The organism is Nocardia sp. CNS-044, from assembly GCF_059570515.1.
Genome location: NZ_JCANSX010000007.1, coordinates 245,375 through 263,739, shown reverse-complemented (window position 1 = coordinate 263,739; position 18,365 = coordinate 245,375). Strand labels below are relative to the sequence as shown.

Here is an 18,365-nt window from a genome sequence, read left to right as displayed (position 1 = left end):
CGAGGATCGGCGTCGACGGAACGAAGTCGAACCGCCGGATGCGGGCCGCGCCCTGGGCTCCGGGCCCGCATCGGCGGCGCGGTTCAGCAGAGGTACTTGGCCGTGGTGAAGATGGCCTGGGCTTCTTCCTTGCTCGCGGCGGTCGGGCCGGACTTGGTGCGGTCGACGGTGGACTGCACGATGGCGTCCTCGGCCTTGCCGTCCTCGAGATCCTTGCAGGTGGCGGTGAAGATCTCCGCGATCTGCGCGTCGCTGCGGCCCTCGGCCAGCTTCGGGAAGGCGCTGCGGTAGCTCACGACGAACATGCCGGCCTTGGCGCTGTCGGGCACGGCGGCGCCGCTGGGCTGAGCGGCGGGGGAGGCGGAGGTGGACGACGCCGCGGCGGTGTCCTTGTCGTCGCTGCTGCAACCCGCGATGAGCAGGGCGAACAGGGTGGTAGTGACCGCGATCGCGGCGGAAGTTCTTCTCACGGTGCCGGATGCTATCGGCACCGGACGAAAGTCGCCTTCCGTACGGTTAACGGAAGGCGACCGGCGTGTGGCGTTCTTTGTGAGATCAGGTGGGATCGACCATGAAGACCTGCGCCCAGTATGCGGCCTGCTCCGGGCCGAGCAGCGGCATCAGGTAGTCGAAGATGATCGATGACATCAGTGCATAACTCCCAATTGTCGACGTACGGGGTCACTTCGGAATGGGCGGCGAGATCACGGCCCGCACCGGCCCCGAACAGTAGCAGTCGATCGCGACACGACGAGTCGGGCCGGGCGATTTGTACGGAACTGGCCTAGATCGTGACCGACGTCATACAGTAGTCGCCGTTGGCAGGCCCGATGCCGGGCAGCAGCGGGCCATTCATACTTCGATTGCGGAAGCAGGTCTCAACTCTATGCGGGTAGTTCGTTCATTGGTCGCCGGTGCGCTCATCGCCGGGGCCGCATCGGTTTTCGCCGCGCTGGGCGCCGGGTCCGCCAATGCGGTCGCGGTGACTCCGCTTCCCGGCGGGGTGCAGGTCGATCTCAGCCCGGCCGACACCAGGTGGGTGGCCGACAACAATTTCGGCCGCACGCTCGCCGGTCTTCCGCACCCGTCGGCGGCGTCGTTCGGTGAGGCGCTCGACGCCGCGGCCGACCTGTCGTCGACCTACCCGACCGGGCGGGTGACGTTCACGGTGTTCGGTCCGTTCAACGAGCTGAACGGCACGATGCTGGCACTGCAGTAACGTATTTCTACGTGGAACTGCACCAGCGGATCATCTCGGCGCCGGTCGATTTCGGCGCCATCCGATCCGAATTCGGTCTGGCCTCGGCGTACCCCGTTGAGGCCACCGTGGAAGCCCGCGGCGCGGTGGACGCGTTCGCGGGCGACCGGATCGATCGCACCGACATCGAGCTGGTGACGATCGACCCGCCGGGCGCCCTGGATCTCGACCAGGCCCTGCACCTGGAGCGCACCGGCTCCCGCTTCACACTGCACTACGCGATCGCCGACGTCGGCGCCGTGATCGCCCCCGACGGAGCGCTCGCCAAAGAATCGGGCGTCCGGGGCCAGACCTTCTATCTCCCGGACGGCACGGTGCCGTTGCATCCGACCGTCCTCTCGGAGGGCGCGGCGAGCCTGCTGCCCGACCAGACCAGGCCCGCGGCCCTGTGGACCATCGAACTGGACGAGAACTGCGAACCGCTGACCTACTCGGTGGTGCGCGCGACCGTCCGCTCCCGCGCGCGACTCGACTACGCGGGCGTCCAAGCCGACGCCGACGCGGGCACCCTGCACCCCTCGATCGCGGCCCTGCCGGAATTCGGCACGAGGCGCATCGAGGCCGGACTGGCCCGCGGCGCGATCGGGCTGCGCCTGCCCGCTCAGAGCGTCATCCGCGACGACGCGAACGACGGGCATTGGCGGCTCGTCGTGGAGCCGCGCACCGCGGCCGACGACTGGAACGAGCAGGTCTCCCTACTGACCGGCATGTGCGCGGCGCGCATCATGCTCGACGGCGCCGATACCGACGGGCGGCGGATCGGCCTGCTGCGCACCATGCCGCAGCCCTCCGAATCCGCCATCGCCTCCATGCGCCGCACCGCCGCCGCGCTGGCGGTGGCCTGGCCCGCGGATCAGCCGGTCGGCCGCATGCTGGCCGGACTCGATCCCAATAGTCCCGCCGCACTCGTGCTCATGTCGGAGGCCACCGGCCTGCTGCGCGGCGCCGCGTACACCGTGGTGAACGGGTCGACGCCGGAGATTCTGGCGCACAGCGGGATCGGCGCGCCCTACGCGCACGTGACCGCTCCGCTGCGCCGCCTCGCCGACCGCTTCGCCACCGAGATCTGCCTGGCCCACTGTGCGGGAACCCCGGTGCCGCAATGGGTTCGGGACGGGCTCGAGCCGACCGCCGACACCATGAAGCGCACCGACGGCGTCTCGGGCAAGGTGGACCGCGCCTGCATCGACCTCACCGAGGCCAGCCTGCTCGCCCAACGACCCGACGCCGTGTTCGACGCGGTCGTCATCCGCGAGGCCAACGGCAACCGGCCCGCGGTGGTCTTCATCGCCGACCCTCCGGTGCTCGGACCCTGCACCGGCAGCCCGAAGGAAGGCGCGTCCGTCCGCGTGCGGCTCGTCTCCGCCGACCCGGTCACCCGCAAGGTCGGCTTCGCCTTCCCCGCTTGACTGCTCGCAGCGCGTTCACCGACGCCGTCACGGGCCTTCAGCGCCCTGCGCAGTCGTTGTCCCCTCGCGGACCGTTCGCGCTCTGCGCAGTCGCTGTTCCTTCGCAGACGGTTTGCCTGCTACGCAGCCGCTGTCACCGCGGCGCGCGCCGGAGTCACGAAGTCACCAGAGGCTGGTCGAAAGTGCTTCGGCGGCTTCAGGGTAGCGGGCAAGGGCGCGGTCGGCCGCGGCGTTCTCCGCGACGGTGAGACGGCGATAGACGTCCATGTCCTCGCCGGCGGCCTCGGCTTCCGCCGCGCGCTCGATGATCGCCGCGCCGGATTCGACCGCGTCGCGGTGGTCGCCGAGCACGGTTTGCAGGCGCTTGGCGCGACCGCCGAGATCGGCGGCGGACTCGCCGATGACCTGTTCGGCGGCCTCGCACGAATAGCGTAAACGCTTGGCGCTCTTGCGAATATCATGCAGCGCCTCGATGCGTTCCGGACCGGGCACCGTCGGCTCGTGCCGGATGAGCGCCGCCACCCGTTCGTGGTCGCGCAGCAGCACGACGCCGAAGAAGTCGGCGGCGGGCGCCGCGGCGCGGGCGGGGCGCAGTGGCGGGTCGGTGCGCCAGCGGGTCAGTCGCTCGCGCAACGCGCGATAGCGGTCGGTGTCGAGTGCGGTGAGCACCTCGGCGTGCGCGGCGTCGTAGCGTGCGCGTTCGGCGCCGACCAGGCGCTCGGCGACCACCTCCGGCACTTCCTCGCCCTGCTCGTCGAGCAGGTCGGCGAAGCGGTCGGCCCGCACCTCCGCGTCACGGGCGACGCCGAGGAGGGTAGCCAGCCACTTCAGCTCCGCGCCGATCTCGGCCGCCGGAGCCTTCTCGAACACGCCGCGATACGACCGGAGTACGCTGCGCAGCCGTCGGGTGGCGACCCGCATCTGGTGCACCGAATCCGGTGCGTCCGCACGCACCTCGGGCTCGGCGGCCAGCAACCGGTCGACGTCGTCCCGCAGCGCGGCGATCAGGGCTTCTCCGGCAGCGGCCGCCACGGCTCAGCCCACCTTCGCGAAGCCGTCGGTGGCGCGCACCAGCCGGTCGACGATGCCGGGCTCGTTGGCCGCGTGCCCCGCGTCGTCGACGATGTGCAGCTGCGAGCCGGGCCAGGCGCGGTGCAGATCCCAGGCGCTCACGGCCGGGCAGACGATGTCGTGGCGACCCTGCACGATGACGACCGGCAGGTGCGAGATCGCGTCCACATCACGAAGCAGCTGCCCTTCTTCCAGGAAACCGCCGTGCCGGAAGTAGTGGTTCTCGATGCGCGCGAAGGCCAGCGCGAACCGCGGCTCGCCGGTCTCGGCGACCCGATCCGGATGGGGCAACAGCGAACTGGTGGAACCCTCCCACACCGACCACGCGATCGCGGCGGCCGTCGCCACCTCGGGATCGGGGGAGTGCAGCAGCCGGTGATAGGCCTCCACCAGATCCCCGTCGCGCTCGGCCTCCGGCACCGGCGCGAGGAACTTCTCCCACTCGTCCGGGTAGACGTAGCCCGCGGCGCCGTTGTAGTACCAGTCGATCTCCTTGCGTCGCAACAGGAAAATGCCGCGCAGCACCAGTTCGGTGACCCGCTCCGGATGCTTCTGCGCGTACGCCAGCGCCAGCGTGGAGCCCCACGAGCCGCCGAAGACCTGCCAGCGGGCGACGCCGAGATGTTCGCGCAGCGCCTCGATGTCGGCGACCAGGTGCCAGGTCGTGTTGAGCGCGAGATCGGCGCCGTCGGCGATGTGCGGGGTGGACCGGCCGCAGCCACGCTGGTCGAACAGCACGATGCGGTAGGCCGACGGGTCGAAGAACTGCCGGTGGAACGGCGCGGTGCCGCCGCCGGGGCCGCCGTGCAGGAACACCACCGGCTTTCCCTCGGGATTGCCGCTGACCTCCCAGTACACCGACTGACCTTCGCCGACGTCGAGCATGCCCGACTCGTACGGCTCGATCGGGGGATACAGGGTGCGCATCACAGGCCGACGATGATCGAGGCCAGGTCCGGCGTCTGGAGCGCCTCGATGGCCTGCTGGCGCACGTCCGGGCAGCTCTTGGTGGTGACGGTGTCGACGACGGCCTTGTTGCCGAGCACGTCGATGCCGTTCTGCAGGCCCCACGGGTGCACGATCAGGTTGAGGCCGACCCGGCCCAGCGTGGGGCCCTGCACCCGGAAGTTGGACAGCTCGGGGCGGATCGCGTCGCACAACTGTGTGGCGGCGGCGTCGGTGACCGTCGGGGTCGGCTTCTGGGTGCTGGTGGCCTGGACGGTCGTGGTCGCCGACGTGGGCGCCGAGGTGGTCGATCCCGTGCTACCGGTGGGCTCGGGGTTCCCGTTCGTCCCGCACGCGGCCAGTGTCGCGGCGGCGAACGCGGCGACCACCAGCGAGGTGCTGCGGAAAATCCAACGGCTGTGCGGCATCGGTACCTCTGCTCGTGTCGAGAATGTCGGCATCGAGTCTGCCATTGTTTGCCGCGCGCGGCCCGCACCGCTCGTTCCCGCGCCGCCCGACGCAGGAGCGCCGCCTACAACGAATCGAGCGGCGGGACAGGCGGTCCGCGCCGCTCGACCGGTCATTCGATCAGAAGCTGTGTTCGGGTCCGGGGAACGTTCCGCGGCGCACCTCGTCGGCGTAAGCCGCTGCCGCGGAGCGCAATTGGTCGCCGACCTCGGCGAAGCGCTTGACGAACTTGGCGGTCTTGCCGCTGGTGTAACCCGCCATGTCTTGCCAGACCAGCACCTGGGCGTCGCAGTCGGCGCCCGCGCCGATGCCCACGGTCGGGATGGTCAGCTTGCGGGTGACCTGCCCGGCCAGCTCGGCGGGAACCATCTCCATGACCACGGAGAACGCGCCCGCCTCCTGCACCGCGATGGCGTCGGCGATGAGCTGCTCGGCGCCGTCGCCGCGGCCCTGCACCCGGAAACCGCCGAGAGTGTTGACGCTCTGCGGTGTGAAGCCGATGTGCGCCATCACCGGAATACCGGCCGAGGTGATCAGCGCGATCTGCTCGGCGACTCGCTCGCCGCCCTCGAGCTTGACCGCGTGCGCGAGGCCCTCCTTCATGAACCGCGTCGCGGTCGCCAGCGCCTGCTGCGGGGAGGACTCGTAGGTGCCGAACGGCAGATCGGCCACCACCAGCGCGTGCGGTGCGCCGCGCACCACGCCGCGCACCAGCGGGATCAACTCGTCCACGGTGATGGGCACGGTGGTGTCGTAGCCGTACACCACGTTGGCGGCCGAGTCGCCGACCAGCAGTACGGGGATGCCCGCCTCTTCGAACAGGCGCGCGGAGGAATAGTCGTAGGCGGTGAGCATCGCCCAGCGCTCACCGTCGGCCTTCATCTGCTGAAGGTGGGGGACACGCGTCTTGCGCCGCGCCTTCTTGGTCTCGGCCGGAGCCGCGCCGTAGGCAGGGGTTTCCGCATCGGATACGGACATCATCGTCCCTTTCGTGTTGTCGCCTCGAGGCCCTGGCCGGGTCCCCGGGTCTTCTGACGGTTCCAGTGTGCCACCCGTCTCGGCGGTCGCTTAAGGGCGTCGATCGGTGCGATTGGTCACAGCGACGTGCGGTGGTTCGGGCGCACATGGCCGCTGTTCGCGGATGGGGGAGAAACCGCTCGGCAACCCCTCCTGGCAGGATCGGAGTATGGGATTGCGGCGTGGGCGTGGTGTGCTGGTGGCGGCGGTGCTGAGCATGGTCGCGGCCGGGTGCGCGATCGAGCGCGCGGAGCCGCGGGGGCCGATGCCCGCACCGCAGGCCGGGTTGGAGCGGTTCTACCAGCAGACGCCGGAGTGGGGGGAGTGCGCGGGGTTCGCGAGTGCGGATGATCGGTTTCCGCCGAACGCGCAGTGCACACGGATCACGGTGCCGGTGGATTACGCGGATCCGGCGGGGCCGACGGCGCAGGTCGCGCTGAGCAAGGTGCCCGCGTCGGGGGCCAAGATCGGTTCGCTGCTGATGAATCCGGGCGGGCCCGGGGTGTCGGGGTTGTCGATGTCGAGCATCGCGAATCGGACCCCGCTGTCGGAGCGCTTCGACCGGGTCGGGTTCGATCCACGCGGTGTCGGCGCGTCGACGCCCGCCATCGCGTGCCTGACGCCGCAGGAGGCCGACGCGGAGCGCGCCGAGCGCCCCGAGGACAACACGCCCGAAGGCATCGCGGCCTCGGAGGCGGAGAACAAGGAGTACGCGGACAAGTGCGTCGAGCGCACCGGTGACGAGCTGCTCGCGCACGTCGGCACCCGCGAGGTGGTCCAGGACATGGACGTGATCAGGGCGGTGCTCGGCGACCCGAAACTGACCTACCTCGGCTACTCGTACGGCACCAAGCTCGGCTCGCTGTACGCGGAGAAGTTCCCGGACCGGGTGCGGGCGCTGGTGCTGGACGGCGCGGTCGACTCCTCGCAGGATCCGGTCCAGGAGTCGCTGCGCCAGGCGGCGGGCTTCCAGACCGCGTTCGACGCTTACGCCCAGGCCTGCGCGACCGAACCGGACTGCCCGCTCGGCACCGACCCGGCCCAGGCCGTGGCCCGTTTCCGCGACCTGGTGAACCCGCTTGTGGACAGGCCCGCCGAGACCACCGACCCGCGCGGTCTCAGCTACAACGACGCCATGACCGGCGTCACCCAGACGCTCTACTCCGACGACCTGTGGCAGGTGCTGACCCTCGGCCTGGACGAACTGCGCGACGGCCGCGGCGACACCCTCCTGCAACTGGCCGACATGTACGACGGCCGCCGCGACGACGGCACCTACAACAACACCCAGGACGCCTTCAACGCCATCCGCTGCGTCGACGATCCGCGGGTCACCGATCCGGCGGTCGCGGGCCGCCAGGACACCGAGTACCGCAAGGCCGCCCCGTTCCTCGACGACGGCCGCGGCACCGGCCAGGCCCCGCTGGAGCTGTGCTCGAGCTGGCCGGTGCCCAACAGCGGCAACCCGCACCGGATCGCCGTCGAAGGTCTGCCGAAGGTCGTGGTGGTCTCGACGACCGACGACCCGGCCACGCCGTACCAGGCGGGCGTCGACCTGGCCGCCCAGCTGGACGCCGCGCTGATCACCTTCAACGGCAACCGCCACACCGCCGCGCTGGTGGCGGGCAACCAGTGCCTCGACTCCGCCGTGATCGCCTACCTGGTCGATCTGAAGGTTCCCGCGCCCGGCCTGACCTGCTGACGTCAAGTCGACTTGTCGCCACCCTCGGTGCCGGTCGGCGGCCGCACCGAAGTCGCCGGGGGTGTCCGGTGCGAACGGAGATCGGTGGTCATACTGTTCCGTGCGCACCCGCAGACGTTGTCGCTACAGCACTTCCGGAACGATCGGCGGCGAACGTCCCGGCGAACGCCGAATCCCGGGAGACTGCTCACCGACCGGTCCGCACGCCTGCGAACTTCGTCCCGAACGGCCCCTCGCGGACCCGAAACGCAATCCCGAGGCCGTACGTAACACGGATTTAACGCCAGGTGCTTACGCTCGCGGACATGGATCGCCAGAAGGAATTCGTGCTGCGGACGCTCGAAGAGCGGGACATCCGCTTCGTGCGGCTCTGGTTCACCGATGTCTTGGGCTACCTGAAGTCCGTCGCCATCGCTCCCGCCGAGCTCGAGGGCGCCTTCGAGGAGGGTATCGGCTTCGACGGCTCGGCCATCGAGGGCTTCGCCCGGGTGTCGGAGGCCGATATGGTCGCGCGTCCGGATCCTTCCACTTTCCAGGTGCTGCCCTGGGCCACCAGCAAGGGCCACCAGCACTCCGCGCGCATGTTCTGCGACATCACCATGCCCGACGGTTCGCCGTCCTGGGCCGACCCGCGCCACGTGCTGCGGCGGCAGCTGAACAAGGCGGGCGATGTCGGGTTCAGCTGCTACGTGCACCCCGAGATCGAGTTCTTCCTGCTGAAGAACGGCCCGCAGGACGGCACGCCGCCCGAGCCCGCCGACTCCGGCGGCTTCTTCGACCAGGCGGTGCACGACTCGGCCCCCAACTTCCGGCGCCACGCGATCGATGCGCTGGAGTCGATGGGCATCTCGGTGGAGTTCAGCCACCACGAGGGCGCGCCCGGTCAGCAGGAGATCGACCTGCGCTACGCCGACGCGCTGTCCATGGCCGACAACGTGATGACCTTCCGCTACCTGATCAAGGAAGTGGCCATCGACGAGGGCGTGCGCGCCACCTTCATGCCCAAGCCGTTCGCGCAGTACCCGGGCTCGGCGATGCACACGCACATGAGCCTGTTCGAGGGCGAGAACAACGCCTTCGCCGACCCCGACGACCCGATCAACCTCTCCGAGACCGCCCGCGCGTTCATCGCGGGCATCCTGGAGCACGCGCCCGAGATCAGCGCGATCACCAACCAGTGGGTGAACTCCTACAAGCGGCTCATCCACGGCGGCGAGGCCCCGACGGCGGCCTCCTGGGGCCGGTCGAACCGCTCGGCGCTGGTGCGCGTGCCGATGTACACGCCGAACAAGTCGTCCTCGCGGCGCGTCGAGATCCGCAGCCCAGATTCCGCCTGCAACCCCTACCTGGCATTCGCGGTGCTGCTCGCCGCGGGTATGCGCGGCATCGAGAAGGGCTACAACCTGCCGCCGGAGGCCGAGGACGACGTGTGGGCGCTGACCACCGCCGAGCGGCGCGCGATGGGCTTCCGCGAGCTGCCTGGCACCCTTGACGAGGCGCTGCAGGCGATGGAGCGCTCGGAGCTGGTCGCCGAAACCCTCGGCGAGCACGTCTTCGACTTCTTCCTGCGCAACAAGCGCCGGGAGTGGGCCGACTACCGCAGCCAGGTGACCCCGTTCGAGCTCGAGGAGTACCTCGGACTGTGACATAGACGCGCGGCCGGGGCATGTAGTTTAAGACTATGGTCCGGCCACCGTCTGCGCGCTCCGCTGTTCCCGGTGTCGGTCGGCTCGGATTGCTCGAGCCGACGGCCGCAGCCTCGCTGCGCGAATTGGGCTGGGACAACGTCGAAAGTATCCCGGTTCTCTGGTCGTTGTCCAGGGCGCCCGATGCCGACTTGGCACTGAGCACCCTGATGCGCCTCCGCGAGGGGCTCGGAAGCGACTGGGCCGCAGTGGATTCCGCGCTGCGCACCGATAAGTCCTTGCGCGGCAGGCTTTTCGCGCTGCTCGGCTCGTCGAGCGCCTTCGGCGACCACATGGTGGCCGAGCCCGCCTCGTGGCAGCTGCTGCGCCGCGGGGACCTGCCGAAGCGCGAGGAAATCCTCGCGGATCTGCTCGACGCCGTCGACGCGGTGCCCGAGGAAGGGCCCTACGCGGGCCCCATGTTGTTTCGGGCTGGGATCGCCGGACCCGAAGCGGTGGCGCTGCTGCGCAGGCGCTACCGAGACCAGTTGATGCTGCTCGCCGCGCTGGATCTGGCCGCCACCGTCGAGAACGAGCCGGTGCTGCCGTATCAGACCGTCGGCAGGCATCTCACCGATCTGGCCGACGCGGCGCTCACCGCGGCGCTCGCGGTCGCGGTCGCGCGGGTCTGCAAGGACGGGCCGTGCCCCGTCCGGCTCGCCGTGATCGCGATGGGCAAAAGCGGTGCGTGCGAACTGAATTACGTCAGCGACGTGGACGTGGTGTTCGTCGCCGAACCCGCCGACGCCACCGCGACCCGGCTGGCCGCCGAGACGATGAGCGTGGGCAGCCTCGCCTTCTTCGAGGTGGACGCGGCGCTGCGCCCGGAGGGCAAGCAGGGCGCGCTGGTGCGCACCCTGGAATCGCATATCGCCTACTACAAGCGATGGGCGCGCACCTGGGAGTTCCAGGCGCTGTTGAAGAACCGGCCGATGACCGGCGACCTCGAACTCGGACATCAGTACCGGGACGCGGTGATGCCGATGGTCTGGACCGCCTCGGAGCGGCCCGATTTCGTCGCCGACGTGCAGGCGATGCGCCGCCGCGTGGAAGACCTGGTCCCCGCCGACCTGCGCGAGCGCGAACTGAAGCTCGGCCACGGCAGCCTGCGCGACGTCGAATTCGCCGTGCAACTCCTGCAATTGGTGCACGGCCGGGTGGACGAGTCGTTGCACGTGCAGGGCACCGTCGAGGCGTTGACCGCGCTCGCCGCGGGCGGTTACGTCGGCAGGGACGACGCCGCGAACCTCACCGCCTCCTACGAATTCCTGCGCCTGCTCGAACACCGCCTCCAGTTGCAGCGGCTCAAGCGCACCCACACGCTGCCCGCGGCCGACGACGAGGAGGGGATGCGCTGGCTGGCCCGCGCCGCGCACATCCGTCCCGACGGCAGGCAGGACGCGGTCGGCGTGCTGGCCTCCGAGATCCGCCGAAATGCCGTGCGGGTGCGTCGATTACACGCGAAGCTATTCTACCGTCCGCTGCTGGACGCGGTCGCGCGGATGGACTCCGCCGCGCTGCGGCTGAGCCCGGACGCCGCGATCCGGCAGCTGGCCGCGCTGGGTTACGCGGCGCCGGAGAATGCCCTCGGCCACCTCAAGGCGCTCACCGGCGGGGTCTCCCGCAAGGGCCGCATCCAGGCGCTGCTGCTGCCCACCCTGCTCGAATGGCTCGGCGACACACCGAATCCCGACGCGGGCCTGCTCGCCTATCGCCGAGTGTCGGAAGGGCTGGACGACCAGATCTGGTTCCTGCGTGAACTGCGCGACGAGGGCGCGATCGCGCAGCGGCTGATGATCGTGCTCGGATCCTCCGAGTACCTGCCCGATCTGCTGATCAACGCACCGGAAACGATTCGCATGTACGCCGACGGTCCCGGCGGCTCGCTGCTGCTCGGACCGCAGCCGGAAGACGTCGCGCGCGGCATCCTCACCGCGGCCGCCCGCTACGAGGATCCGAAACGCGCTGTGGCGGCTGCCCGTTCGCTGCGCCGCCACGAACTGGCGAGGGTCGCGTCGGCGGATCTGCTCGGCATGCTCGAGGTCCCTGAGGTGTGCCGTGCCCTGTCCTCGGTGTGGGTTGCGGTGCTGGAAGCATCGCTGGCGGCGGTGATCCGAGCGAGTGAGGCGGAGACCGGCGCGCCGGCGCCCGCCGATTTCGCGGTGATCGGCATGGGCAGGCTCGGCGGTATGGAGCTCGGTTATGGCTCCGACGCCGACGTGCTGTTCGTCTGCGACCCGCGTCCGGGCGAGGACGAGACCAAGGCCGTCAAATGGGCCATCGGCGTCGCCGAGAAGGTGCAGCGCCTGCTCGGCGCACCGAGCACCGACCCGCCGCTGCACGTCGACGCGGGCCTTCGACCGGAGGGCCGCAACGGCGCGCTGGTGCGCACCCTCGCCGCCTATCGCGCCTACTACGAGCAGTGGGCGCAGCCGTGGGAGGTACAGGCGCTGCTGCGCGCCCACCAGATCGCGGGCGATCAGGAACTCGGGTTGCGCTTCCTGCACGTCATCGACAAGGTGCGCTACCCGGTGGGCGGCGTCTCCGCCGAGGCGGTGCGCGAGATCCGCCGCATCAAGGCCAGGGTCGATTCCGAACGTCTGCCCCGCGGCGCGAACCCCGCGACGCACACCAAGCTGGGTCGCGGCGGTCTGGCCGATATCGAATGGACCGTGCAGCTCATGCAGCTGCGCCACGCCCACGAGGTGCCCGCGCTGCACAACACCTCCACACTGCAATCGCTCGACGTGATCGAGGAGACCAAGCTGCTCGACGCCGAGGACGTGGCGCTGCTGCGCGACGCCTGGCTCACCGCGACCAAGGCCCGCAACGCGCTGGTCCTGGTGCGCGGCAAGGCCACCGATCAGCTCCCCGGCCCGGGGCGTCTGCTCTCGGCGGTCGCGCGCGTGGCGGGGTGGCGCAACGACGACGGCAGCGAGTTCCTGGACAACTACATGCGGGTCACGCGGCGGGCGAAAGCGGTGGTGGAGAGGGTCTTCGGGGCCTGACGCAGGTCACTCGTCGACGTGCTGCATCCGGCAGACGAAATCGCGCAGGGCCTGGCGGTCCTCCTCCGGTCCCTGCCGTCCTCCCTCCACTGTCACCGTCACCCGGCTGCCAGCGGTCATCGGCAGCTCGTCCCATGCGACCGGCAGGACCAGCGCGTGCACGTCGCGCCCGCCGCAGCTGACGGTGATGCGCGAGCTGTAGCGACCCGCGATGTCCGCGAGTTCCTGGGCTTCGTCGGCGGACAGCGGCCCGGCGGCCGTGAATTCTTCGACGTACATCTGCAACCCCTTCCGCGATGATGCCGCCAGTGTAGGAATTGTGCGGATCCTGTGGCGTTATGCGGCGCGAAAGGTTTCTCCAGGAGAACCCGCCTAGGGTCGGTCGCATGCGTGTTTGGGTGAACCGGGTGCTGCTCGGTCTGGGCTGGTGTGCCCTCGTCGTCGGAATCGCGGGTGTCGTGCTCTACTTCAGTTCCTGGCAGCGGCGGCTGCCGGTGCTCGTCGCCTCGGGGGCGTCGTATCTGATGCTGGGCGCGCTGGTGGGACTGCTGCTGTTCGTCGTGGCGCGAGGGTGGCGCAGCGCGGCCGCGGCGGGCGTCGTCGTGGTCGGGGTGTTGTGGACGCAGCTGCCGCTGTTCGTACCGGACGGGCGGGCGGCGAGCGGGCCGGAGATTCGGCTGCTCCAGTCGAATCTGCTGTTCGGTGGCGCCGACCTGCCCGTGGTGGTGCGGGAGGTGCGCGAGCGCGGCGTCGACGTGCTCACTCTCGAGGAGCTGACACCCGAATCGGCCGCGCGGCTGACCACCGAATTGGCCGGTGATCTCCCGTACCACTACCTGGAACCCGGGAAATGGGGCACGGGCACCGGCATCTTCAGCCGTTACCCGTTGCGCGACACCAGGAAATACGACGGCTTCGTCATGAACAACCTCTCGGCGATCATGGAGCATCCGCAGCGCGGGCCTGTCGCCGTCTACGCCTTCCACCCGATGCCGCCGCCGCTGGACTTCGCGGCGTGGAGCTGGGAGATGCGCCGCATCCGCGAAATCCTCGACGCCCAAACCGGTCCGGCCGTAGTCGGCGCGGATTTCAATGCGACACGGGATCATTCGGCCTTCCGCGACCTGGTGCGCGGCCGGTTCGACTCCGCCGCCGACCTCGCGGGCGCGGGCCCGCTGCCCACCTATCCCACCGACCGATCCTGGGGACCGGTGATCGGGATCGACCACATCCTGGTCGCGGGCGGTACGGCCGAGGAGATGGAGAGCCTGTCGATCCCCGGATCGGACCACCGCGCGGTATTCGCGCTGCTGCGCCTCGACGCCTGAGCATCCAATCTGCCGTTCCCACACCCCGTGTGCACGCCCCACATAGGCGTCGTCTGTGTGAGGCGTGCGCAAGGTGTGTGGCATCGCACCGGCGCGTAGGTGGTGCGCGCGTGGATGCTTGTGTGGTCGCGCTTGAAGTCTGGGCGCGCAACGGGATACGCGTGCGCGGGAATCAGCGATTACCATGTGAACGCTCGACCGGCGGTGTGGGTAGACCACCGTCCGGCGGCGGCGCGGGCGGGTGCCCGCGCAGGACCGGGGAGGAAGACCTGATGAGGACCAAACGGCTGCGGTTCGCCGCTATCGCGGTGCTGGCGGCGGTCGGCGCGACGCTCGCGGGGTGCGGGAGTTCGCAGAACACGACGAGCTCGGAGAACGCCGCCGCCATCGATCCGAACAACCCGTGGATGGTCGCGGGCGCGGCCACCAGCACCGGGCCGAGCGGCCCGCGTCCCGGCGTCCCCGACGCGCCGCTGACCGCGGAGAACGGCGACGGTGGACCGGTCGACCGGCTCGCCCTCAATGCCATCGCCGACATCGAGGAGTTCTGGAAAGCCGAGTACGCCAAGACTTTTCCCGGCGCCTTCAAGCCGGCGAACAAGTACATCTCCTGGGACGCGCGCGCCCCCAAAGAGCAGTCGGTGAAGTTCTGCAAGACCGACACCTACAAGCTGGTCAATGCCGCCTACTGCGGGCTCGACCACACCATCGGCTGGGACCGCAGGGTGCTGCTGCCGCTGCTGGAGGACAAGTACGGTCCGATGTCGGTGGTGATGGTGCTCGCGCACGAGTACGGCCACGCCATCCAGGGGCAGGCCAAGATCGCCGGTCTGTTCACCGGCGGACTGGTCAAGGAGCAGCAGGCCGACTGCCTGGCGGGTGTGTTCCTGCGGCACGTCGCCGAGGGCGATTCCCCGCACTTCACCATGAACATGACCGACGGATTGGACGGCGTGCTCGGCGCCACCATCGCGGTGCGCGACACCGATCCCAGCGATCCCGACAACGTGCACGGTTCGGCGTTCGAGCGGGTGACCGCCGTGCAGCTCGGTTACACCGACGGCGCCGAGGCGTGCAAGAAGATCGATAGGAAGGAGATCGAGCAGCGCCGCGGCGGTCTGCCCGTGACCTTCGAGGTGGACGACGAGGAGAGCCAGCAGCTCCCGGTCGACCAGGCCTCGCTGACCAGCGTGAGCCAGGCGCTGCTGAAGAACTTCCCGATCGCCGACGCGCCGCAGTTCGATTACTCCGGCGTGGTGCGCAACTGCTCGAAGGTCACCACCACCGAACCGGTGTCGTACTGCCCGAGCTCGAACAAGATCGGTACCGATGTTCCTGACCTGGCCGAACGCGGCGGTCCGCTCGACGGCGACGACGAGCCGTTGTCGGCCGTCGTGCAGGGCGATTACAACGCCTTCGTGGTGTTCGTCTCCCGCTACATGCTCGCCGTCCAGCAGGACCGCAAGCTCTCGCTGACCGGCGCGGAGACCGCGGGCCTGCGCACCGCCTGCCTCAGCGGCGCGTTCACCACCAAGCTGAGCGAGCCGACCAGCGACCCGCGCCTGTCGGCGAACGACCTCGACGAGGCCGTCTCCGGCCTGCTCGCCGACGGGCTCGCCGCCGCCGACGTGGACGGCAAGGTCGTCAAGAGCGGCTACCAGCGGCTCGAGGCGTTCCGCACCGGCGTGCTCGACGGCGAGCAGGCTTGCATGACGAAGTTCAAGTGAGCCGTTCCGCCGCGGCCGGACCTATCCGGTCGCGGCGGGCAGCGCGCGCAGCGAGCTGAGCGTGGTCGCCAGCGCGCGGGCGGCCTCGGCGCCCTTGGTCACGAAGTGCCCGGTGAAGTAGTCGACGTGCTCGCTGTGCTCATGGAAGTGGTGCGGGGTGAGCACCACCGAGAAGACCGGCACGTCGGTGTCCAGCTGTACCCGCATCAGCCCGTCGATCACGGCCGAGGCCACGAAATCGTGCCGGTAGATGCCGCCGTCGACCACCAGGGCGGCGGCCACGATCGCCGAGTACTTGCCCGACTGGGCGAGCCGCTTGGCGTGCAACGGAATCTCGAACGCGCCCGGCACCTCGAACACATCGATGGTGGCCGGGTCGAAGCCGAGGTCGGTGTACTCGGCGGTGAAGCCCTCCAGGGCCTTGCCGACGATCGAGCTGTGCCAGGTGGCGCGGACGAACGCGACGGATCCGGTTGGTGTGGTTCCCATGACCGGATCTTACGGCTGAGTAACGTGCGCCTCCAGCCATGCCACCACATCGGTGAGCACTCGATCCTGCTCCGGCTCGTTGAAGATCTCGTGGTAGAGCCCCTCGTAGCGGATGACGGTCAGGTCCTTCGACCCCGCCTCGCGCTCGATCAGATCCGTGCTGGACGGCGCGGCGAGGGCGTCCGCGGTGCCGTGCATCACCAGCAGCGGAACGGTGAGCTTGTCCAGCCGCCCCTTGACCGTGGCGGTCGCGTTCAGGATCTCGGTGCCGGTGCGCGCGGGCAGCTTCCCGCGGTAGACCAGCGGGTCGGCGTCGTAGGCCGCGACCACCGCGGGGTCGCGGCTGATCATCGACGAATCCAGTTTCAGCACACCCAGATTCGGCGTCAGCTTGGACAGCACCGGCGCCACCAGTCGCTGCACCGGGTTGCCGACCTCGATGTCCAGCGGCGGCGCGGAGAGCACGATGCCCGCCACGTCGATCGGCGCGCGGGTGGCCAGGTAGAGCACGATCAAGCTGCCCATCGAGTGCGCGAGCAGGAACCTCGGCACGTCGGGGTGTTCGCGGGCGGCGATGTCGAGCATGCCCTCGACGTTGTCGGCGGAGCCGTCCATCGAGCCGATGTTCGCCTTGCTGCCCGCCGACTTGCCGTGGCCGAGGTGGTCGAGCGCGTAGACCGCGAAACCCGCTTCGGCCAACCGCTTCCCGACGTGGCCGTACCGGCCGGAATGCTCGGCGATACCGTGCACCAGCACGATCGCCGCCTTGGTCGTGGTCTCGGGAAGCCAAGCGCGCCAAGCGATCCGGCTGCCCGTGCCCTCGAAATCGCCATCCTCGGTGCGGGTCACCTGCGCTCCTCTCGGGTCGATCCGTGCGCGAGTTCCTCGATCAACCGTCGATTGAACTCGATGAGCCGAGCGTAGTTCACCCGGGAGATGCGCTCGTCCGTTCCGTGGATTGTCGCCAGGTCGGCCTGGGTCAGCACGATCGGCGCGAAGTTGCACCGGGTGGCGGCGAGGTCGTCGTAGTGGCGTGAGTCGGTGGCGCCGGGCACCAGGCCGGTGGTGACCGCGATGCCGGGAACGATGCGCTCGGCGAGCTTGGCGATCAACTCGAACGCCGGGCCCGGCGCGGTGGTCCGCGACGGTTCCGACGACATCCCGACCAGCTCGAGCTGCACGCCGGGATCGCGAATCACCTTGCGGCAGTGCGCGAGCACCCCGGCCACCGAATCGCCGGGCAGGATGCGGAAGTTGACGAGCGCCTCGGCGCGCTGGGGCAGCACGTTCGCCTTCACCCCGCCGCTGATCACGGTCGGTGCGGTGGTGGTGCGCACCAGCGCCTCGGTCTGCGGACGGGCGGCCATGATCCGGGTGATCATGGGCCCCGCGAGACCGGCGATCCCGAGCAGCCGCCTGCGCGTCTCCGGCATCGCCGCGCGCAGGCGGGACAGCATGTCGGCGATCACCGGCGTCAGCCGCAACGGCATCGGATGGTCCTGGACCCGTCCCACCGCCCTGGCGATCCGGCCGACGGCGGTCTGCCTGCCCGGCATCGAGGAATGCCCGCCCGTCTCCTGGACCCGCAGCCGCACGGTGGCATAACCCTTCTCGCCCAGCATGATCGAGGCCACCGGCCGGTCCACGCCGTCGGCGACTCCCTCGGTGATGACACCGCCCTCGTCCAGCAGCAGATCCGCGCGGACCCCGCCCTTCCGCAGGTGCTCCGCCATCCGGACGGCGCCTTCGTCGCCGAAGATCTCCTCGTCGTGCCCGAACGCGAGGTAGACGGTGTGCCGGGGTCGCAGGCCCGCGGCCAGCGCGGCCTCCACCGCCTCCAGGATGGCGATCAGCCTGCTCTTGTCGTCGATGGCGCCGCGACCCCAGACGAACTCCTCGTCCACGACGCCGTCGAACGGCGGGTGCGTCCACCGGCGCGCGTCGTCGACCGGCACCACGTCTTGGTGGGCGAGCAGGATCGCGGACACCCGATCCGGCTCCGCGCCCGGCCAGCGGTAGAGCCTGCTGTGGCCGAAGAGTTCGAGTTCGAGTTCCGCGTGCACCAGCGGGAACGAGCGCTCCAGATGCGCGGCGAGCTGTTCGAAGGCTTCGTCGGCGGCGCCGGTCGAGTCCTCGGTGGAGACCGTGGCGCAGCGCAGGGCCGCGGCGAGCCGCTCGGCGACGCGGTCGTCGACGTCGGCGGGGGTGGTCTCCGGCGTCATCGGGCGCCGGTGGGGTTCGTGAGCATCACTGCATTC

16 protein-coding genes are annotated in these 18,365 nt (G+C 69.8%); 7 read left to right on the top strand and 9 right to left on the bottom strand.

Going from position 1 to position 18,365, the window contains the following annotated elements; genetic code table 11:
* Positions 1 to 83 precede the first annotated feature (83 nt).
* Positions 84 to 470: a hypothetical protein gene (locus T333_RS15900; RefSeq protein WP_355000616.1), complete on the bottom strand. Its 387-nt coding sequence runs from the start codon at positions 468 to 470 to the stop codon at positions 84 to 86.
* A gap of 416 nt (positions 471 to 886) precedes the next feature.
* On the opposite strand from T333_RS15900, the gene T333_RS15895 reads away from it, so the two are divergent.
* Positions 887 to 1,219 (top strand): hypothetical protein, encoded by a 333-nt coding sequence (locus T333_RS15895; RefSeq protein ID WP_141812492.1) that lies wholly within the window; start codon positions 887 to 889, stop codon positions 1,217 to 1,219.
* 11 nt (positions 1,220 to 1,230) lie between these two features.
* Positions 1,231 to 2,667: an RNB domain-containing ribonuclease gene (locus T333_RS15890; RefSeq protein WP_496424926.1), complete on the top strand. Its 1,437-nt coding sequence runs from the start codon at positions 1,231 to 1,233 to the stop codon at positions 2,665 to 2,667.
* Between the two features lie 162 nt (positions 2,668 to 2,829).
* Here the strand turns inward: T333_RS15890 and T333_RS15885 are convergent, their stop codons facing one another.
* The 4 genes from T333_RS15885 to panB all read right to left on the bottom strand — a co-directional run bounded on the left by T333_RS15885 (position 2,830) and on the right by panB (position 6,129).
* Complete coding sequence (locus tag T333_RS15885; protein ID WP_496424925.1) at positions 2,830 to 3,699, bottom strand: CHAD domain-containing protein; 870 nt, start codon at positions 3,697 to 3,699, stop codon at positions 2,830 to 2,832.
* A gap of 3 nt (positions 3,700 to 3,702) precedes the next feature.
* Complete coding sequence (gene pip / locus T333_RS15880) at positions 3,703 to 4,665, bottom strand: prolyl aminopeptidase (protein ID WP_357254849.1); 963 nt, start codon at positions 4,663 to 4,665, stop codon at positions 3,703 to 3,705.
* Complete coding sequence (locus T333_RS15875; RefSeq protein WP_496424924.1) at positions 4,665 to 5,111, bottom strand: hypothetical protein; 447 nt, start codon at positions 5,109 to 5,111, stop codon at positions 4,665 to 4,667. The genes pip and T333_RS15875 overlap by 1 nt, the downstream gene beginning before the upstream one ends.
* Positions 5,112 to 5,271: 160 nt before the next feature.
* The gene (panB, locus tag T333_RS15870; RefSeq protein ID WP_355000612.1) at positions 5,272 to 6,129 is read right to left on the bottom strand and encodes a 3-methyl-2-oxobutanoate hydroxymethyltransferase; all 858 of its coding nucleotides are present in this window, start codon (positions 6,127 to 6,129) and stop codon (positions 5,272 to 5,274) included.
* A 208-nt stretch (positions 6,130 to 6,337) separates the two neighbouring features.
* Here panB and T333_RS15865 point away from each other — a divergent pair, with 208 nt between their 5' ends.
* From T333_RS15865 to T333_RS15855, 3 genes are all read left to right on the top strand, one after another.
* Positions 6,338 to 7,870, top strand: a complete 1,533-nt coding sequence (locus T333_RS15865) for an alpha/beta hydrolase (protein ID WP_496424923.1) — start codon at positions 6,338 to 6,340, stop codon at positions 7,868 to 7,870.
* Positions 7,871 to 8,175: 305 nt separating this feature from the next.
* Positions 8,176 to 9,516: a type I glutamate--ammonia ligase gene (gene glnA / locus T333_RS15860; protein ID WP_496424922.1), complete on the top strand. Its 1,341-nt coding sequence runs from the start codon at positions 8,176 to 8,178 to the stop codon at positions 9,514 to 9,516.
* 35 nt (positions 9,517 to 9,551) lie between these two features.
* The gene (locus tag T333_RS15855) at positions 9,552 to 12,563 is read left to right on the top strand and encodes a bifunctional [glutamine synthetase] adenylyltransferase/[glutamine synthetase]-adenylyl-L-tyrosine phosphorylase (protein WP_496424921.1); all 3,012 of its coding nucleotides are present in this window, start codon (positions 9,552 to 9,554) and stop codon (positions 12,561 to 12,563) included.
* Between the two features lie 6 nt (positions 12,564 to 12,569).
* Here T333_RS15855 and T333_RS15850 read toward each other — a convergent pair whose 3' ends face one another.
* On the bottom strand, positions 12,570 to 12,842 hold the full coding sequence (locus T333_RS15850; protein ID WP_357254641.1) for an HPr family phosphocarrier protein: 273 nt from the start codon (positions 12,840 to 12,842) through the stop codon (positions 12,570 to 12,572).
* A gap of 107 nt (positions 12,843 to 12,949) precedes the next feature.
* Between T333_RS15850 and T333_RS15845 the strand changes: the two genes are divergently transcribed.
* Together T333_RS15845 and T333_RS15840 are read left to right on the top strand one after the other, a co-directional pair.
* On the top strand, positions 12,950 to 13,891 hold the full coding sequence (locus tag T333_RS15845; RefSeq protein ID WP_496424920.1) for an endonuclease/exonuclease/phosphatase family protein: 942 nt from the start codon (positions 12,950 to 12,952) through the stop codon (positions 13,889 to 13,891).
* 272 nt (positions 13,892 to 14,163) lie between these two features.
* Positions 14,164 to 15,618: a neutral zinc metallopeptidase gene (locus T333_RS15840; RefSeq protein ID WP_355000606.1), complete on the top strand. Its 1,455-nt coding sequence runs from the start codon at positions 14,164 to 14,166 to the stop codon at positions 15,616 to 15,618.
* Positions 15,619 to 15,639: 21 nt separating this feature from the next.
* On the opposite strand, the gene T333_RS15835 is transcribed toward T333_RS15840, so the two are convergent.
* Genes T333_RS15835 through T333_RS15825 form a run of 3 tightly spaced genes read right to left on the bottom strand, consistent with a single transcriptional unit; the run spans position 15,640 to position 18,329 of the window.
* Positions 15,640 to 16,107 carry a 6,7-dimethyl-8-ribityllumazine synthase gene (locus tag T333_RS15835; RefSeq protein WP_355000605.1) on the bottom strand — a complete coding sequence of 156 codons (468 nt, stop codon included), beginning with the start codon at positions 16,105 to 16,107 and terminating at the stop codon, positions 15,640 to 15,642.
* Positions 16,108 to 16,116: 9 nt separating this feature from the next.
* Entirely contained in the window at positions 16,117 to 16,956 is an 840-nt protein-coding gene (locus T333_RS15830; protein WP_355000604.1) for an alpha/beta hydrolase, read from the bottom strand.
* Positions 16,953 to 18,329: a M20 family peptidase gene (locus tag T333_RS15825; RefSeq protein WP_357254644.1), complete on the bottom strand. Its 1,377-nt coding sequence runs from the start codon at positions 18,327 to 18,329 to the stop codon at positions 16,953 to 16,955. The genes T333_RS15830 and T333_RS15825 overlap by 4 nt, the downstream gene beginning before the upstream one ends.
* Between the last annotated feature and the right edge of the window lie 36 nt (positions 18,330 to 18,365).